Here is a 16,904-nt window from a genome sequence, read left to right as displayed (position 1 = left end):
GCAACCTTATCAGTAAATGAACAAACCCTTAACAAATCCTTTTAAATACTGGTTATTGTAAACAAGATGTTATTGATTGATTAAATAAAATTTAATTTTCACAGTACCGAGACTGTATAAATGGCCTAGCTATTTAAGCTTCAATATATTAGCGCGATTTTGATTTCATAGGTTAATGTCTTCGACATTTTTGTGCATTTAACTGTCCATAAAATTGGAATGTATCGTTTCCTCTTTGGAATAAATAAAAATGGTTAAAACCAAATTTACTCTAGGTGGGACCACTTTAAAAAAAAGATCACTTCTAATATCAAGCAATATTTTCCACATCAATGGGCGAATGTTCTCATCATAAGAGATATAGTTGCTCATAAAATGAGGATCTACACAGATGGCGTTCTCATCTCTAAGGGCGATGAGACGGCTATTACTGGACTTGGTGATGCTAGTGATCTTGTCATTGGGAATATTGGCGAACTTGAGTTCAAAGCGGATACTGCTCCTTCGCCGTAAAAAGCTACGTTTGCTGAATTTAAAATGTTCAATTATGCATTGTCTGATCAAGCGATATGAGTGGAAAAGTTATCCTTAAAGAAAAAATCAATTGCACATCAAAAGAAGTTTTCAACCTTGATATGGCTAAAAAAAAGTGTCGGAAACTACTATCCTTAAGAAATATCAGGTCTAGTTTTTCACTGAAACCCTTCTAATTGGTTTTTGAAGGTTTTTTTATTACTATTTGTTGACAAAGTTCAGAGATCGATATACCTTATTAAAGATCAGAATGGTGATTTTTAAGTTGTCTATTATATCTTTTGCTCCTATGAATACTTACTTCTACCGAGATTTTGTGGTGCTCGATCTAAACTGTCTTGTACTGTCCTGTGCTGATGTTTCAGAAAATATATATAATTTTAAAAAGCAGGAAATTTTAAATATGGCTAAAGACTTAAAAGTTTTATTTAAAAAACACTTTGTGCGATCGATTAACCTTTAAATTGATTCAGAGGAAACAATCTTTAAAACAAACCAGATCAATGAATAATACCACTCCAGAAAACCCAATTTCTTCTTCGAAAAAGAGGAATTACAGTTTTCCACTCATTCTTATCACGAGTTTGTTCTTCTTCTGGGGATTCATCCATAATCTGGACCCTATCCTGATCAAACACCTGCGAAGTGCTTTTCAATTGAACCATTTTCAAGCTTCGCTCGTAGATTCATCTGTTTTTGCAGCTTACTTTTTACTGGCAATTCCTGCCGGACTGATCATTCAGAAATATGGCTACAAAACCGGAATTCTGGTTGGTCTGTTCTTTTTCGCAGCGGGCTGTTTTATGTTTGTTCCGGCTGTCAATACAATTAGTTACCCGTTTTTTCTCGGAGCTCTTTTTGTCTTGTCTTGTGGGTTGGCGATTCTGGAAACAGCAGCAAATCCTTACATCACCGTCTTGGGGCCGCCTGAAAAAGCAACACAAAGATTGAACTTTGCACAGTCTTTTAATGGTTTAGCCGCTTCTGTTGCCCCTATTATCGGCGGAATTTTTATTCTGGGTGAAGAACCAAAATCACAGGAAGAAATTACAGCACTTGACCAGGCAGCAAAACTAGCTTACATTCAGGCCGAAACTTCGCTTGTAAAATGACCTTACATCATATTGGGACTGATCATTCTGTTGGTTATGTTTTTATTTTTATTGGTAAAACTACCGGAAGTAACAGAAAGCAAAGAAAAATCAACAAAGAATTTCCTACAGGTTTTAGGTGTGAAAAATGTCGGATGGGGCGTTCTAGCTCAGTTTTTTTATATCGGTGCCCAAATATACATCTTCAGTTTTCTCTTGGTCTTTGCTGAAGATGCCATCAATATGAAAGGTCAGGAAGCAAAATATTACGCTGGTGTGGCAGGATTTCTATTTATGACCGGACGTTTTGCAGGAACTTTTTTGATGAGATATATTTCGCCACAAAAACTATTGACGATCTATAGCATTATCAGTATTGTTCTCAGTATCTGGGTAATTGCAGGGTCAGGGGTCTCAACATTGTATTCGCTTGTCGCGCTTACATTTTTCATGTCAATTATGTTCCCAACTATTTTTGCTTTGGGAATAGAAGGTGCAGGATCAGATACGAAACCTGCCTCCAGTTTATTGATAATGTCAATTGTTGGTGGTGCGATCATACCACCATTGGCAAGTAAGATCACAGATATTTCGGGGAATATCCATTTCTCTTATGTTGTTCCCTTGATATGTTTTGTCATTGTGCTTATATTTTCACTTGTATCCAGAAATAAAAAGCCATCATTATAATTAATGCAAATCTAAGTAATGAGCAATTTGATTTTAAAAATAAACCATAAAGATAATGTTCTGGTCGCTTGGCAGGATATCGCTGCGGAAACCGAAATTATATTTGAAGGAGTCAATTATACGACCCTTGAGGTCATCCCTGCCAAACACAAATTCTTTATTAATGATATGAAGCAAGGTGACGCGATCTTTATGTATGGCGTTTTGGTAGGTAAAGTGCAGTACGATCTCGCAGCGAGAACCCGAATGACTACAGACAACACCAAACACGCTGCTGAACCTTACTATTACCGCGATGTTGACTATCATTGGACAAAACCCGATGTGTCAAGATTTCTACACAAGACCTTTAAAGGTTATCACCGCTCGAACGGCGATGTGGGAACGGCCAATTACTGGCTTTTTATTCCGACAGTTTTTTGTGAAAACCGTAATCTTGATATTATCAAAGAATCACTTTATGACAACTTAGGATATTCGGTTGATGCAAAATACAAAGATTACACCCATCAATTGGTGGAAGCCATTTCAAAAGGAGAAAGTATTGATGATCTAAATTTTTCACCGTCAAATATTCCTGCAAAAGATCGAGTTTTTAAGAATGTAGACGGTATCAAATTTCTCAATCATACAGGTGGTTGCGGCGGAACAAGACAGGATGCTGATACACTCAGCAAACTGTTGGCAGCTTATGCCGACCATCCAAACGTCGCTGGGATCACTTTGTTAAGTTTAGGTTGTCAGCACCTTCAGATCGACAATTTTAAAAAGGATTTATACAATCGAAATCCTGATTTCGATAAACCTCTGCTTGTTTTCGAACAACAAAAAGCGGTAAGTGAGGAAACAATGATCAAAAATGCCATTTTTGAAACCCTGAAAGGACTTTTAGAAATTAATAAAATTGAACGTGAAGATGCCCCAATCAGCAAACTTTGTGTCGGTGTAAAATGTGGCGGAAGTGACGTTTTCAGTGGTATTTCTGCCAATCCAGCTGTAGGACATCTTGCTGATATCCTTTCGGTTTTGGGAGCTAAAGTTTTATTGGCAGAGTTCCCTGAATTGTGTGGTGTCGAACAGGAATTAATAGATCGTGCCGTTGATAAACCAACCGCTGAAAAATTCATCAGATTGATGACAGAATATGATGAACTTGCCCACGCAGTAGGTTCAGGATTTTATATGAACCCATCACCGGGAAATATTAAAGACGGATTGATCACAGATGCTATCAAATCTGCAGGCGCCGCGAAAAAAGGAGGTTCAGCACCAGTTGTTGATGTTTTGGATTACACTGAACCTGCAACCAAACCGGGATTAAGCCTTGTCTGCACACCGGGAAATGATGTGGAAGCTACCACTGGAAAGGCAGCTTCCGGAGCAACTTTGATTCTTTTTACGACAGGTTTGGGGACACCAACAGGAAATCCGGTTTGCCCTGTCATCAAAGTGGCTACCAATTCTGTTTTAGCAACAAAAATGTCAGATATTATCGATATTGATACAGGTGCGGTTGTAAGTGGCGAAAAAACCATTCAGGAAATGGGGGAAGATATTTTAGATTTCTGCATCGACGTTGCCAGCGGAAATATCATTCCCAAAGCAGTAGCATTGAATCAAGATGATTTTATCCCTTGGAAAAGAGGCGTCAGTCTTTAAAAAAGTTAATCTTTTAATTAATAAAAATGTTTTCATTAAAAAGTAAAAAAGCCGTTGTAACCGGCGGAGGAAGCGGGATTGGACAAGCCATTGCCGTTCAGCTCGCAGCCAATGGTGCAGAAGTTCACATTCTCGAAATTACAGAACAAAGCGGACAGCAAACTCTCGAAAAAATTAGATCGTACGGAGGCAATGCTACAGTGTATGCTTGTGATGTTTCCAAACAAAAAGATGTTTTGGAAGTTTTTGCACAAATTGGGGCGATCAATATTCTTGTCAATAACGCAGGCATTGCGCACATCGGAAAAGCGGACACTACTTCAGAAGATGATTTCGACAGAATTTATAATGTCAATATTAAAGGAGTCTACAATTGTCTGTTCGCAGCCATTCCACAAATTAGAAAATCAGGAGGCGGTGTGATCATCAATATGGCTTCCATTGCCGCATTGGTCGGGATCCCTGACCGTTTTGCCTACAGTACGGCCAAAGGTGCGGTGAAAGCAATGACCATGAGTGTTGCCAAAGATTATATTAATGAAAATATCCGTTGCAATTCCATTTCTCCGGCACGTGTACATACGCCTTTTGTGGATGGATTTTTACAGAAAAATTATCCGGACAACATAGAAGAGATGTTTGAAAAATTATCCAAAACCCAACCAATCGGAAGAATGGCTCAGCCTGAGGAAGTAGCCTCTTTAGCATTGTATTTATGCAGTGATGAAGCTTCATTCATAACAGGTGTAGATTACCCTATTGACGGTGGTTTTACAACTTTAAATAATTAAAAAATATACAATGAAATTAATAAAATTCGGAAAACCGGGACAGGAAAAACCAGGCGTCATCATTGACGAAAAAAGATATGATGTTTCCCACTTGGTAAAAGATTATGATGAAAACTTTTTCTCTGGTGAAGCTTTAGAAAATTTAAGGTCTGAAATAGATATTCAGAATCTACCCGAAGTTTCTCCAGATGAGAGATTGGGTGCACCTTTGGCAAGACCATCCAAAATCATTTGTGTCGGACTGAATTATAAAGACCACGCGGCAGAAACCAACGCTCCGATTCCTGAAGAACCTATTCTGTTTTTTAAGGCAACCACAGCAATCGTAGGTCCAAACGATGATTTAATTATTCCAAAAACAAGTACAAAAACCGACTGGGAAGTTGAATTGGGAATTGTCATCGGAAAGAAAGCAAGCTATGTTTCTGAGGAAAATGCGCTTGAACACGTTGTAGGATACGTTTTGCACAACGATTATAGTGAAAGAGCCTTTCAACTCGAAAGAAACGGACAGTGGGTAAAAGGAAAAAGCTGCGATACCTTTGCGCCAATCGGTCCTTTCATCGCGACACCTGAAGAAATTGAAGATGTCCATAATTTACGTTTATGGTTGAAAGTTAATGGACAAATGCTTCAGGACGGAAATACTTCCAATCTGATTTTTGATGTTCCTTTTATGATAAGTTATATCAGTCAGTTTATGACTTTGCTTCCGGGGGATGTGATCAGTACAGGAACGCCTGCCGGTGTCGGTTTGGGACAAAAGCCTGAGCCTTGGTATCTGAAACCGGGAGATGTGGTAGAATTGGGAATTGATGGTTTGGGGAGCAGTGTTCAAAAAGTAAAAGCGTACGGAGAATAAAGGAAATTCTGAGTGTTAAGTAAAAGATGCTATTAATTTTGTCTCGGAAATAAACTGCTTAAGATGATAATTGATTCTCACGTCCACTTTTGGAAATTCGATGCGATCCGCGATGCTTGGATCACGAAAGATATGATGGTCATCCGGAAAGACTTTTTGCCCAACGATTATTCCTTGGCCATTGGAGAGAACAGCATTGATGGTTGCATTGCGATTCAGGCTGACCAGAGTGATGAAGAGACAGTTTTTCTATTGAATATTGCTAAAGAAAACACTTTTATCAGAGGTGTAGTGGGTTGGATCGATCTAACTTCTAAAAATATTGAAAGGTCACTTCAAAACTATCATTCTGAAAAACTCATTAAAGGTTTCAGACATATCGCTGAGGGAGAAAAAAATGGTTTTTTGTTGCAAAAAAATGTACTCAATGGAATTGCTGCACTTCGTCAATATGACTATACGTTTGATATTTTGCTGCGACAGGATCAACTTTCTGACGCTGTCAAACTTTCGGTAAAACTACCAGATCAACCTTTTATTTTAGATCATTGCGGAAAACCTGACCTTAATACTAATGAGTTAAAAGACTGGAGATTTAACATTACAGAATTGGCTCAAAACCCCAATGTTTATTGCAAAGTTTCGGGACTTTTAACTCAAGGGAATTGGAATATTATTAATGAAAAATCAATTTTTGAAGTTCTGGATCTTATATTTTCACAATTTGGAATAAGACGTGTCGTATTTGGAAGTGATTGGCCTGTAATGTTATTAGGCGGAAATTATATTACCTGGATTGAATTGATTTCAAAATATCTTCGCCAATTTACAAAAAGTGAACAGCAACTTTTCTTCTGCGGAAATGCAGTAGAATTTTACAATTTATAAATTATGAATTTAAATCTCGACAATAAAATAATCATTGTAAGTGGCGGTACAAAAGGCATCGGAAATGCAATTGCGAAGATCTTGGCTGAAGAAAAAGCACTGCCGGTGATCATTGGCAGAAATGAAATTGATAACAAAAATGCCATTCAGGAAATTATTGAAAATGGAGGAAAGGCCGACTATGTAACTGCCGAACTGTCCCAGCCCGACGAATGCAAAAAAGCGATCGAAGAAGTCGTGAAAAAATATGGAAAAATTGATGGGATAGTCAATAACGCTGGAGTAAATGATGGGGTAGGTCTGGAAAAAGGTTCTTATGAAGGTTTCATAGAATCGTATCATAAGAATGTGGTACATTACTATCTTTTGGTACATCATGCACTGCCTTAAAAGCGTTGCAACAAAAAGGGCAGTACGTGGCCATGACCGGTGATGGTGTAAATGATGCTCCTTCGTTAAGAAGAGCTAATATAGGTATAGCCATGGGAATGACAGGTACGGATGTCTCCAAAGAAGCTGCACACATGATTTTATTGGATGATAATTTTTTAACCATTGTTAAGGCCATAAGAGAGGCCAGGAAAGTATACGATAATATTCTCAAATTCATCAAGTATCTTATGACCACCAACTCCAGCGAATTACTGGTTTTGCTTCTGGGACCACTACTGGGGCTGCCCATCGCATTATTACCTATCCATATATTATGGATAAACCTTATCTCTGATGGCCTGCCTGCTATTTCATTATCATACGAGAAGGCAGAAAAGAACATAATGAAACGGCCGCCCCGCCCTCCACAACAAAATGTCTTTGCTAATGGAAGAGGCTGGCATATGGTCTGGGTAGGAATAGTTATGGCAACTATTGCACTGGCAGCACAGTTCTGGGCTATTAGGTATGATTTACATTGGCAAACCATAGTTCTGAACGTTTTATGTCTAAGTCAGATGGGACATTTGTTGGCTATAAGGACTGAAAATAATTTTTTTATCGGAGTTGGTATGTTTTCAAACAAACCGCTGATTGCTGCGGTATTTCTCGTTTTGATCCTCCAGATCGTTATCACCTATGTTCCTTTTTTACAGCAAATTTTTCATACTGAAGCCTTAACAGTTAACGAATTTATAGTAGTTGCGGTCTTATCCGTTCTCGTATTCTTTGTTGTGGAGATCGAGAAAGCTTTCAGGAGAAGAAAAGAAAACAAACAAAACAGATGAAAAAAATAACTGAAAGTAGGTATAGAATCCCAAAAGAGCTAGCCATAATGGGATATTGTAAAGTCAATTGTTCATAATTCTCATGGCTGATCTATAACAATTTAGAATCTTCGATCGCATCAATATGAAGGAAAGCTTTTTCTTAAGTAAGGAAACTATCGAACTACGAAATCAAAAAGTTGATTCTCTGATTTCCTTTTTCGTCCATAATAAGATTTAAAAGTGCCTTTGCCTATGAAAGTCAGTTTTTTGAAAAATATCGCCTTCTCGTAGCAGATATTCTTTTTTATGAAATTTTTTATGGATGAAAATGATTTTTGCAATTCGATCTGATTTTCTTCAATGTCAACATGGTACATAAAAAGATCCAACACAAGATTGCTTTTTCTCTGTAAGGATATTGTCTATTAATGATTTGATCTTATCTGTAATAATTCTCCCTTTTTCAGATTTGAAATCAGAATGTATTATCAAAAATTAAAATCAGTAAACATTTGAAGCTACCACGCAATGAGCAAAAATTTAACTTCTAAAATTTAGAAATTATATTTAACATGAAAACCGGTGAAGAAATAGGCTTTGTTGGGTCCAGGATTGACATCCGTAAATGTGTTGCCGTTGTATTGATTGTCATTGTCTGAATCATTGATGCTGTTCCCGTAGAACAAAAATGTATAGTTGATCTGGCTCGTCAAATTGTTGCCCATTACAAATAGGTCCATATCAAATTTATAAAAGCTATACCTATATCCAATTTTGGAGTTTAATAATCCAAAACTGTTAACTCTGGTTCCATTAGCAAAATCAGAATAGACACTTCCCATATAACTGTAAGTATTTTGCCAGTACAAACCAATCCTAGTATCAAAATCTAGTCCTAATGAAATCTTGGTCTTCGGAAGGCCAACTACATTGTTGCCGGAATAGTCCGCAGTGGGTGCAGATGCCAAATAGGTCTTAAAATTTGAGTATTTGAAATCATTATACGTGTAGCTTACAAAAGGCCGAATCTTACTTAGAAACGAACTTTTTGGTGTATAAACGTAGCCGGCACTCATTTCTAAACCTTTATTTTCCTGATCTCCGGTATTTGCCCAGTAACTGTAGGGCGTAAGTTCTGCATTGGGGATCACGCCTCTCAGTTGTGTCAGTTTGTCTTTCACATTGATGCTAAATAATGAAAACTGATAATCTATTGCGGTATTCGCTAAAAGACCTTGGACACTCAGATCCCACATCTTTGCTTTTTCTGGAATTAGATCATTATTGGTCTGGTTTAGACCAGTGATAAATGACGTTGCCGATGTCGGCGCATTATAACCTGCGCTATAACTGAGATTGAAAATCTGGTTTTGCCATGTTTTTTGAAGGGCAAAATGCGGTGTTGCTACCGCTTTAAACTTTTTATCAAATGACAAATTTTTATTGTAACGGTCTACGCCTCCAATAATGAAAAGTCCTGGTAGGGCTAACATGTCATTTCTTGTGTAACTAATTTCATTGATGCTAAGCCCTGCTAAAAACATCAATTCCCATGGTTTGTATGTCAGTTTTTCTACTGCAAAATAATTACTTTGATTATTCAAATTTTTGAAATAAGAACCATCGTACAAAGGTCTTAGTATAGGTTCTTCATCGATACTTACACTTTTGAAACGGTAATTGGTGATCAAAGATCTGGACTGTTGAAGCTCGATCCCAAATTCTGTTTGACTCTTAAAGTTACCCCAGTCTTTAGAGTAATTGAAAACGGACCTCAGCCCGTAATTGGGTGCAGAGTAGGTTTCATAAGCACCTGCTGCAATTCTGTCACTCGTGGTTCCTGTGTAGAAAACAGTGGTGCTATTGCTGAGGTTTTTATTAATGTCCCAAATGTGGCCTAGTCCTACGCGTGTTGTGACGAATTTGGTTTTTGCTCCTCTCCTGATGTAGGCTTGATTGCCATTGTCGATACCATTGTAATAATCTTCAAAAGAAATCTGTCCAGAGACTTGTTCCAGTGAGTTGCCGTGTGATGCCAGCAAAGTCAATTTTTGTTTTTGATTAAGCTTTACCTCGCCGTTGATATTTAAAAAATTCTTGATGCTCTTCCCGTGTGGTCTGTATCCATCCGTTCCAATGTGGCCGTAATTCGCGGTGATAGAATGACCGTCGCCCACATCTGTAATGGACGTCGAGGTCTGGAATAATCCGAAAGAACCCGTCATGAATTCTTCCGAGATAGAAGTACCTTTCTTGGTAGAAGGTCTGCTGTACAATCTTACGGCACCACCAGAACCACCGCCATACAATGTGGCCGCTGGTCCTTTGATAACTTCTATATTATTAATGAATCCAAAATTGACATCATCCAAGATTGTGATGCCATCTGCATTGGTCAAAGGAATATTATTCCAATACATTTTAATTCCCCAGTTATTAAACTTCTGGTCATTACCGTAACCTCGGACAACAATCCTTTGACCACCAAAAATAGTTCTCTTCTCAACTTGGACTCCGGCTATGCTACTCAGACTTTGCTCGATCAGGTTGGGATTGTTTCTGTTTAGTTCATATTCCGAAAGTGTTTCTGTGGATTGTGCGTGTCTTTTGAATTCTTCACGTTCCTTGTTGACTTTGGCACGGGCATGTATTTTTACTTCTTCAATGTCACCTTCGTTTTCTTGCGCTTTAGCCATTATGACGACAAATAAAGATAGAATGATAAGATAGTTTTTTCTCATGTATTTCTAGGTATAAAACAAAAAAAGGTAGAGTGCGAAAAGACACTCTACTTTTTTATTTGTTTAGTAAATGATTTTTATTTTCTGATGATAGCGTAGGAATAGATAATATTACCGTTTTGAACGACCTTCAAAATGTAGTAGCCTTTCACAAGATCACCAATATTAAATTCTTCTTCAGATTTAACGGCATTCTTTGTGAATACCAATTTTCCGGAAACATCAAATACCTCAACATTTGCAATGTTGGATACTTTCGTATCAAACTTTACCCGGATAGGTCCTCTTGTTGGATTAGGATAGACTCTGTTTTTGAAAATTTTATGATCCACCTCATTATTCGCCAAAGCACTATCATCTATTCTGGTCGTAAAAGCTCCTCTGCCATATGTCACTGCTAGGATGGTTTGATCCGAAGGCCTATGATCAAAATGAGTCACTTTGTACTTTCCTAGACCATTAGAATATAATGACCAAGTAGGTGATGTAGATTGAAAATTAGATGTTCCCCACACCCCAAAATTTGTTCCCAATATCACTTCATTATTATCCCCAGGATTCATAAGTATAGCCTTCACAGGAATGTTGGGAAGATTTCCTTCTTTAGAAATCCAGCTAGTTCCACCGTTGGTAGTGTAATAGACACTTGTCACATTAAAGTTGGAAACTGTAACCATAATTTCGCTTTCCGAAGCACCTAATTTGATATCAGAGATATTTCCGACGAAATTAAAATTGATCAAAGTGGTGACCGGTGTGGTGTCAGCATTCGTAACTTTATATAGTTTTCCTGTGCTAAGACCAATCAATAGAGTAGAGCTGGTTGTCGTGTATGGCGAAACATATATTCTGGAAATGTTTTCACCAGACGTAACATTGGCAATCGTCAATTGAGTTACAGGAATGGATAATGGATTAGATGCTAATCCTGTCACTCGGTTTAGTTTTACAGTAGATGTTCCATTGCTGTTTGCATTGGTATATGCAATATCTAGATTTCTGTCGATTGCTAGCGGATTGATAAACTGTCCAGCAGATCTATATCCTGCGTTCTGTATGAGATAATATCCGCCTTGTGGCGTAAATAATATGTGCTGATTATAAACGTATGATGCAATGAGGTACTTATCATCATCATCAAAAGCAGTATATGCACCATCACCTCCATAAACTTCAGAATCATCATAAAAGCCATTAGGCAGAACAGCTCCGGAAAGTCGTTGGGTTCCATTGTCCTGCGCTCCAAGAATCATCTCTTCATTAGCATAATTAGCAGTCGGATTCAGAGTACCGTGATAAAATTGAGTGATATTAAATCTATTATTCCTCATCTGAACTGCATTGGAACCAGTTAAGGTATTTTTGTCTGGTGTAAAGAAAATACCACCATCATTACCAAGTAAAAATTGAGTTGGGTTTTTAGGATTGAAAACCAAGGCATGTTGATCAGCATGTACTATTGGAATGTTTGAGGATCCCAATGCATTATTATTGGACCATTTGGAGTATTGTGTCCAAGTAGCGCCTCCATTGATCGATTTGTAAGAATCTATACCACCAACATAGAGATTGTCATCGTTCTGTGGGTCAGTCTCGATCATCAAATCGTAAAAAGCCTGACCTCTGGTAAAGTCATTGGCTGGCTGTCCTGTATCAATAGGTGTTGGCAGAGTAATACCAGAGCCACTTACATTGGTAGAGATCCAAGTACTTCCGCCATCCACGGTTTTTATGATTCTAAGCGGTTCCGAAGACGTTGCACCTTGCATCAGAGCATAAGCTTTCAGTGGATCGGTTTCAGAAACTTCTACCATTACACGAGACCCATTGGATCCTACATTATAAACTTCTGTAAAAGTTGCGCCGTAATTACTAGATTTGAAAATCCTGCCTCCAGAAGTTGAACCACTAAATCTACTGCCTCTTGTAGAAACCCAAATAGAATTATCCACGCCAATCTCTATATCCTGGATGTCGTATCCAATACCAGAAGTCCATTCTAGGTTGGTCAATTTTGTAAAACTTGTGCCACCATTTGTAGACTTGTATAATCCAGATTGGTTTAGCCCCATAAAAGTCAAACTATCAGAATTATAGTTGCCTGCAACCCCAGCGTATACTTCTGAAATGCCATTGTTGTTCACCACTTTTATTGTGGGAATATTATAATTTCCATTTTTTACATTTCCAGATTGCGTGCCTTCTGTTGCAAAGATCTGTATCCATGTAGTTCCACCATCAGTGGTCTTCCAAATGCCTAATCCAGTGATGTCGCCTGTTTCTACTTCTCCAGTTCCTACATAAAATATCTGCGAATTATTGGGGTCTGGGACAATACACGAGACAGAAGTATTCGCCCAAAAACCATCCACCAAAGTCCATTCTGAAGTTTCGCTTGTAATGTCATTATTGTACCATAATCCACCTGAAACACCAGCAGCCCATACTTTTTTTCCTGTAGCATCATTTGGGTCAAACATAATTCCTCTCACTCTTCCTCCTACGCTATAAGGTCCTCTTTCTTTCCATTCGTTGGGGATTTGTTTACCGTCTTTTCCCAGCGTTTGTCCAAAAAATTTCAGATTCTTATCACTTTTGAATTTTCCAGCTTTGATCTGGCTTTCCAATTCTACGTAGTTTTGGTTGTGAAGAACTCCTTTTTCAGGATCCATTGTAGCAAGATATTCTGCTACGTTATATTCATTTGGTGGTTTTTGATTATGTTCTTTAGAATAAGCTAGATCTTTTTTGTAAGATCTCATCACTTGTTCAATATTTTTCAGGTAGTTTTTACTAACCGAAAAAGTAACTTTCTTTTGATCCTGCGCAGTAAGATATAGCGATGCTATTGTGAATCCCGCTCCCAAAATAATTTTATAATTCATATTCTATTTTTTAGTTATTAAAAATACATTTTTTTAACTATTATTATGATAAAAATACTAATACTTCTAATAAAAATAGCAGAATATCTTTGATTATTGAAAAGGACTTTCCAATGGGAGTTGATTGTCACTGGCTTTATGTGAATTTGTGACTTTGATTTTTTGTTTTACGATCTTTTTGTTTTTAACATTTTCTGAAACTAAAAAAAAAATTTCGGGATTATAATTGTTGTTTTTTTTGACAGTATTACTTGTCTTTGGGTCAATTTGCAAAGAATTCTCTTTCAAAGGATAATACTCTGCTTTGATATCAATGGTATTATTTGAAATAGTTTTTGCAATTTCAAGCTTTTCCGAACCTACCAATAAATATTTCGCTTCTAACTTTGGGTTGTTCTTTAGTGACAGGTGGAATATCTGTCTTCTAGATTCTTCTCTACCACCAAAAGACACCTCGCTTTCTGCCTTTAGTACTTTATAGCATTGACCTTTGTAAAAACAACTGATAAAAAAAAGTCCTGTGATTAGTATTTTTATAATGTGATTCATAACCTTATATTGTAAAATAAAGATAATGTAATTACTGGACATGCAAATACATTTAAAGTTTAAGTTAAGCTACAGTTTGATATAGTTTGTTTGGATTGCTTAATGATCTATTGTTCTGTAATTTAGAGTACTGTAAAGTCATTTTTTGTACCTGATCTCAATCTATTCAAAGATCTACAATTTCATTTTTTCTTTGGAGATCAGTTTGTTGCCATAGGTCCACTCCGTTTTTAATAACTTGAGAAAGCTTTCCGGTAAACACTAACCTTGAAGCTGCGCTATCCGAAAATGATTCGGAGATACGCCCTTGGCCGATCTGAAATACTTTCCAAAATGGGAATTATCACTGAATCCTAGTTCGTAAGAGATCTCGATAATGGTGAGTGTGGTATGGAGCAATAATCTTTCGGCTTCCAGAATAATTCGGTTTTTGATCACTTGACCTGCTGTGATATCAAGTGTCTCCTTTATCAAGGTGTTAAGGTAATTGGGGGTCAAATGTAATTTTTCGGCATACTTTGATGTGGTCTTCAATTCTTTGTAATGCAAATCCACCAAATCTTTGAAATCCTCTACCAGTTTTTTCTTATGGTCAACGGAACGTTCTATGAGGTCTTTTTTGGCAGAATTTCTAATATACTTCAACATAAACACCTTAAGAAGGAGGCAGAGGATCTCCTTTCTTGACAGTTGATGAGATCGATACTCATTACAAAGTTCCTTGAAAGTACATTTCAGGTCTGCCAAATTTTCTGATCTCAACGATATAAACGGTGCAACATTATGAAGTGCGGTATCACTTTTTATCATTTTATTACCCGTATACACATGATTGTAAAATGACTTGGTAAATAGGATAACTTCACCTTCAATAGGATTCTGGTCCTTAAAGTAATAGATCTGATCATAGTTCAGGAAAAAAAAACTTTGTGGCCTCAATTCATATTCATTATCATCTATAATTAAGGAACCTGTCGCATTTTTGAAAAGCAAAACGGCATAAAACTTATTTTTATAGCGCGCATCCGAATTTAATTTATCCCGGAACGAAGAATAGGGTATAATCAACAATTCATTCCTTGTGGAAGAATGAACATTGAGTTTGCTTAAGGTCAGAGAAAGTATGTTGGGGGTCAGATCTACTTTTTTTTACACTCAAATATAAGGATATAAATTGAGAGTATATGTCACGTTATCGAGCATTTGGGTCATTTCAAGGTCTTAGTTCTTATTCTCTAGAATCTTCAGTTCTTTGGGATTGATGGACTGTTCTATCACCTTATCGACGTACTCGGAGTTCATCGCTCGCAAAACGGCCATATAGTTCATCCTGAACTCTACATTGTCACCTACCTTTAGGTCATCAGGATTATCCGAGAGGTCTAAGATCATCATGTCTGAACTTGCTCCAATGATCTTTACACCTTTTGAAAACGGTTCGATCTGTTTCGGGTCTATGTCCAGAATACCAATATCCACTATGGCCCGTACAGAGGTCTTCCCCTTGTTGGAAAGGTCATGTCGTGGTTTTTCTCCTAACAGGTTGGTTCCTGCGTCACCTGCTGGTATCATTGGTTTTTCTGCCATCAGTTCCGAAAATGCTACAAGTATCAACGTTTCCAAATTGGAGAAAGGAACTTATGTAGTTCAGGTAAAAACTAAAAATGGAGTCGAGAGTTCCAGATTCATCAAAAATTAAAATTAAGATATTATCAATGAATATTTGCCTGAGTTACTTCCGGCATTTTTTATTATTTGACATGATCCAATTTGGAATCAGTTAGTGACTTGGGAAGATTCTTCTATTTATCAGTTATAGTAGGATCACAGCTTTCAATTTATTCTGGCTGAATGACCACAAAACGCACCAATGGGAATTCATTTTTTATATTATCGCGAATTCTGTGTATAGCCTCTGTGATCTCCTCTGTATCAAGATGATCTTCAAAATCGATGATCAACCAACATCAATACGACTTCCTCTGGCGATTGATAGGTCGATAATATGTTTTTGGTTCTTACCACGGCAGCATCTTTTTCAGCAAGTTTAGCGATTTTCTCTCTTGTTTCTGGAGCTATTCCTTCGCCCATCAATAAGCTTCTGCTTTCCCTGGCCAAGATAAAAGAAACGAAAACAAGTATCAGTCCTACGATAACAGATGCAAGCCCATCCAGTTCCGGAATTTGAAATGAATGGCTGATTCCCATCAATACCATGACGATGATCAGGCCGGCGACTGCAGCTCCGTCTTCAAAAACAACGAGAAAGCTAGCCGGATCTTTGCTTTTGATGATCGTATCCCACCATCCCATGCCTTTACGGGTTTTATTGAATTCTTTGACGGCGATAAAAAGGGAAGTGCCTTCGAAAATAAGGGAAAGGATCAGTACGATATAGTTCCAGAACGGGTCCTTCATCAATTCTGGTTCCAGGATGTGAGAGATTCCCTGGTAAATGGACAAAGCACCACCTAAACCAAATATTAAAATCGAAACTACAAAAGACCAGAAATAGAGTTCCTTGCCGTATCCAAAGGGATGGGATTCGTCTGCTGCTTTCTTACTTCTTTTTATTCCATACAAAAGCAACAGCTGATTGGTCGTGTCAACGGTGGAGTGGATACCTTCAGAGATCATAGAGGAACTATTGGTGTACGCCCCAGCAATGAACTTAGTTAATGCAATAAGAAGATTGGCAGCAAGTGCGCTGTAAATTGATTTGTGATTGTTGGCCATTTATTCCGAAGCAGATATGAAACTGATAAGATTATTTTAATACTTGAGTATGATCGATATGTTTGTTTGTTGCAGATCGGTCACATTGATTACCATATTTTCATTCAAATACATTTCTACAATTCTTACAAGTTATCATACAAGTCTATTATAAATTTAATCAAAAATTAAACCTTAAGTAGCTTTCCAAGTATTTTTTATTTTTAAAGTTATTGATCACCAAGAACACCATTCGTAGTTCTGATCATGGTTTATGTAGAGCTTTAGCTTTATCTG

16 protein-coding genes are annotated in these 16,904 nt (G+C 37.4%); 10 read left to right on the top strand and 6 right to left on the bottom strand.

What is annotated here, in order from left to right; translation table 11 throughout:
- Positions 1 to 375: 375 nt before the first annotated feature.
- The 9 genes from AXA65_RS19870 (at position 376) to AXA65_RS07270 (ending at position 7,735) form a co-directional block, all read left to right on the top strand.
- On the top strand, positions 376 to 513 hold the full coding sequence (locus AXA65_RS19870) for a hypothetical protein (RefSeq protein WP_165596577.1): 138 nt from the start codon (positions 376 to 378) through the stop codon (positions 511 to 513).
- Between the two features lie 524 nt (positions 514 to 1,037).
- Positions 1,038 to 1,646, top strand: coding sequence for an MFS transporter (locus AXA65_RS20130; protein WP_228391638.1), 609 nt, complete (start codon positions 1,038 to 1,040; stop codon positions 1,644 to 1,646).
- Positions 1,647 to 1,682: 36 nt separating this feature from the next.
- Positions 1,683 to 2,315 carry a hypothetical protein gene (locus AXA65_RS20125; protein ID WP_228391637.1) on the top strand — a complete coding sequence of 211 codons (633 nt, stop codon included), beginning with the start codon at positions 1,683 to 1,685 and terminating at the stop codon, positions 2,313 to 2,315.
- Between the two features lie 18 nt (positions 2,316 to 2,333).
- Positions 2,334 to 3,974: a UxaA family hydrolase gene (locus AXA65_RS07295; RefSeq protein WP_063969467.1), complete on the top strand. Its 1,641-nt coding sequence runs from the start codon at positions 2,334 to 2,336 to the stop codon at positions 3,972 to 3,974.
- Between the two features lie 26 nt (positions 3,975 to 4,000).
- A complete protein-coding gene (locus tag AXA65_RS07290) occupies positions 4,001 to 4,765 on the top strand; it encodes an SDR family NAD(P)-dependent oxidoreductase (protein WP_063969466.1) in 765 nt (254 codons plus the stop codon).
- A 10-nt stretch (positions 4,766 to 4,775) separates the two neighbouring features.
- Positions 4,776 to 5,627 carry a fumarylacetoacetate hydrolase family protein gene (locus AXA65_RS07285; protein ID WP_063969465.1) on the top strand — a complete coding sequence of 284 codons (852 nt, stop codon included), beginning with the start codon at positions 4,776 to 4,778 and terminating at the stop codon, positions 5,625 to 5,627.
- 63 nt (positions 5,628 to 5,690) lie between these two features.
- Positions 5,691 to 6,515 carry an amidohydrolase family protein gene (locus AXA65_RS07280; protein ID WP_063969464.1) on the top strand — a complete coding sequence of 275 codons (825 nt, stop codon included), beginning with the start codon at positions 5,691 to 5,693 and terminating at the stop codon, positions 6,513 to 6,515.
- 3 nt (positions 6,516 to 6,518) lie between these two features.
- On the top strand, positions 6,519 to 6,905 hold the full coding sequence (locus AXA65_RS07275; RefSeq protein WP_063969463.1) for an SDR family NAD(P)-dependent oxidoreductase: 387 nt from the start codon (positions 6,519 to 6,521) through the stop codon (positions 6,903 to 6,905).
- Between the two features lie 5 nt (positions 6,906 to 6,910).
- The gene (locus AXA65_RS07270; protein WP_063969462.1) at positions 6,911 to 7,735 is read left to right on the top strand and encodes an HAD-IC family P-type ATPase; all 825 of its coding nucleotides are present in this window, start codon (positions 6,911 to 6,913) and stop codon (positions 7,733 to 7,735) included.
- Between the two features lie 536 nt (positions 7,736 to 8,271).
- Here AXA65_RS07270 and AXA65_RS07260 read toward each other — a convergent pair.
- From AXA65_RS07260 to AXA65_RS20120, 5 genes are all read right to left on the bottom strand, one after another.
- Positions 8,272 to 10,413: a TonB-dependent receptor gene (locus AXA65_RS07260; RefSeq protein ID WP_228391636.1), complete on the bottom strand. Its 2,142-nt coding sequence runs from the start codon at positions 10,411 to 10,413 to the stop codon at positions 8,272 to 8,274.
- A 122-nt stretch (positions 10,414 to 10,535) separates the two neighbouring features.
- A complete protein-coding gene (locus AXA65_RS07255) occupies positions 10,536 to 13,343 on the bottom strand; it encodes a WD40/YVTN/BNR-like repeat-containing protein (RefSeq protein WP_063969459.1) in 2,808 nt (935 codons plus the stop codon).
- Positions 13,344 to 13,436: 93 nt separating this feature from the next.
- The gene (locus tag AXA65_RS07250) at positions 13,437 to 13,892 is read right to left on the bottom strand and encodes a hypothetical protein (RefSeq protein WP_063969458.1); all 456 of its coding nucleotides are present in this window, start codon (positions 13,890 to 13,892) and stop codon (positions 13,437 to 13,439) included.
- Positions 13,893 to 14,153: 261 nt separating this feature from the next.
- Positions 14,154 to 14,963: a helix-turn-helix domain-containing protein gene (locus AXA65_RS07245; RefSeq protein ID WP_131797787.1), complete on the bottom strand. Its 810-nt coding sequence runs from the start codon at positions 14,961 to 14,963 to the stop codon at positions 14,154 to 14,156.
- Positions 14,964 to 15,113: 150 nt separating this feature from the next.
- On the bottom strand, positions 15,114 to 15,515 hold the full coding sequence (locus AXA65_RS20120) for a hypothetical protein (protein ID WP_063969456.1): 402 nt from the start codon (positions 15,513 to 15,515) through the stop codon (positions 15,114 to 15,116).
- A gap of 1 nt (position 15,516) precedes the next feature.
- Here AXA65_RS20120 and AXA65_RS20540 point away from each other — a divergent pair, with 1 nt between their 5' ends.
- On the top strand, positions 15,517 to 15,591 hold the full coding sequence (locus AXA65_RS20540) for a T9SS type A sorting domain-containing protein (RefSeq protein ID WP_371131542.1): 75 nt from the start codon (positions 15,517 to 15,519) through the stop codon (positions 15,589 to 15,591).
- Positions 15,592 to 15,836: 245 nt separating this feature from the next.
- On the opposite strand, the gene AXA65_RS07235 is transcribed toward AXA65_RS20540, so the two are convergent.
- Positions 15,837 to 16,628 (bottom strand): cation diffusion facilitator family transporter, encoded by a 792-nt coding sequence (locus AXA65_RS07235; RefSeq protein ID WP_218281640.1) that lies wholly within the window; start codon positions 16,626 to 16,628, stop codon positions 15,837 to 15,839.
- Positions 16,629 to 16,904: the final 276 nt, after the last annotated feature.

This window comes from Chryseobacterium sp. FP211-J200 (assembly GCF_001643375.1).
Classification (GTDB): domain Bacteria; phylum Bacteroidota; class Bacteroidia; order Flavobacteriales; family Weeksellaceae; genus Epilithonimonas; species Epilithonimonas ginsengisoli.
The sequence above is the reverse complement of the archived record's forward strand: the minus strand, read 5'-3'. Positions and strand labels throughout refer to the sequence as shown.

Bases quoted from the DNA above. Each gene is read 5' to 3' on its own strand.
- AXA65_RS07285 (WP_063969465.1), top strand. From the start codon at position 4,776: ATGAAATTAATAAAATTCGGAAAACCGGGACAGGAAAAACCAGGCGTC.
- AXA65_RS20130 (WP_228391638.1), top strand. From the start codon at position 1,038: ATGAATAATACCACTCCAGAAAACCCAATTTCTTCTTCGAAAAAGAGG.
- AXA65_RS07260 (WP_228391636.1), bottom strand. From the start codon at position 10,413: ATGGCTAAAGCGCAAGAAAACGAAGGTGACATTGAAGAAGTAAAAATA.
- AXA65_RS07290 (WP_063969466.1), top strand. From the start codon at position 4,001: ATGTTTTCATTAAAAAGTAAAAAAGCCGTTGTAACCGGCGGAGGAAGC.
- AXA65_RS07255 (WP_063969459.1), bottom strand. From the start codon at position 13,343: ATGAATTATAAAATTATTTTGGGAGCGGGATTCACAATAGCATCGCTA.
- AXA65_RS19870 (WP_165596577.1), top strand. From the start codon at position 376: ATGAGGATCTACACAGATGGCGTTCTCATCTCTAAGGGCGATGAGACG.
- AXA65_RS20125 (WP_228391637.1), top strand. From the start codon at position 1,683: ATGTTTTTATTTTTATTGGTAAAACTACCGGAAGTAACAGAAAGCAAA.
- AXA65_RS07275 (WP_063969463.1), top strand. From the start codon at position 6,519: ATGAATTTAAATCTCGACAATAAAATAATCATTGTAAGTGGCGGTACA.
- AXA65_RS07250 (WP_063969458.1), bottom strand. From the start codon at position 13,892: ATGAATCACATTATAAAAATACTAATCACAGGACTTTTTTTTATCAGT.
- AXA65_RS07280 (WP_063969464.1), top strand. From the start codon at position 5,691: ATGATAATTGATTCTCACGTCCACTTTTGGAAATTCGATGCGATCCGC.
- AXA65_RS07295 (WP_063969467.1), top strand. From the start codon at position 2,334: ATGAGCAATTTGATTTTAAAAATAAACCATAAAGATAATGTTCTGGTC.
- AXA65_RS07235 (WP_218281640.1), bottom strand. From the start codon at position 16,628: ATGGCCAACAATCACAAATCAATTTACAGCGCACTTGCTGCCAATCTT.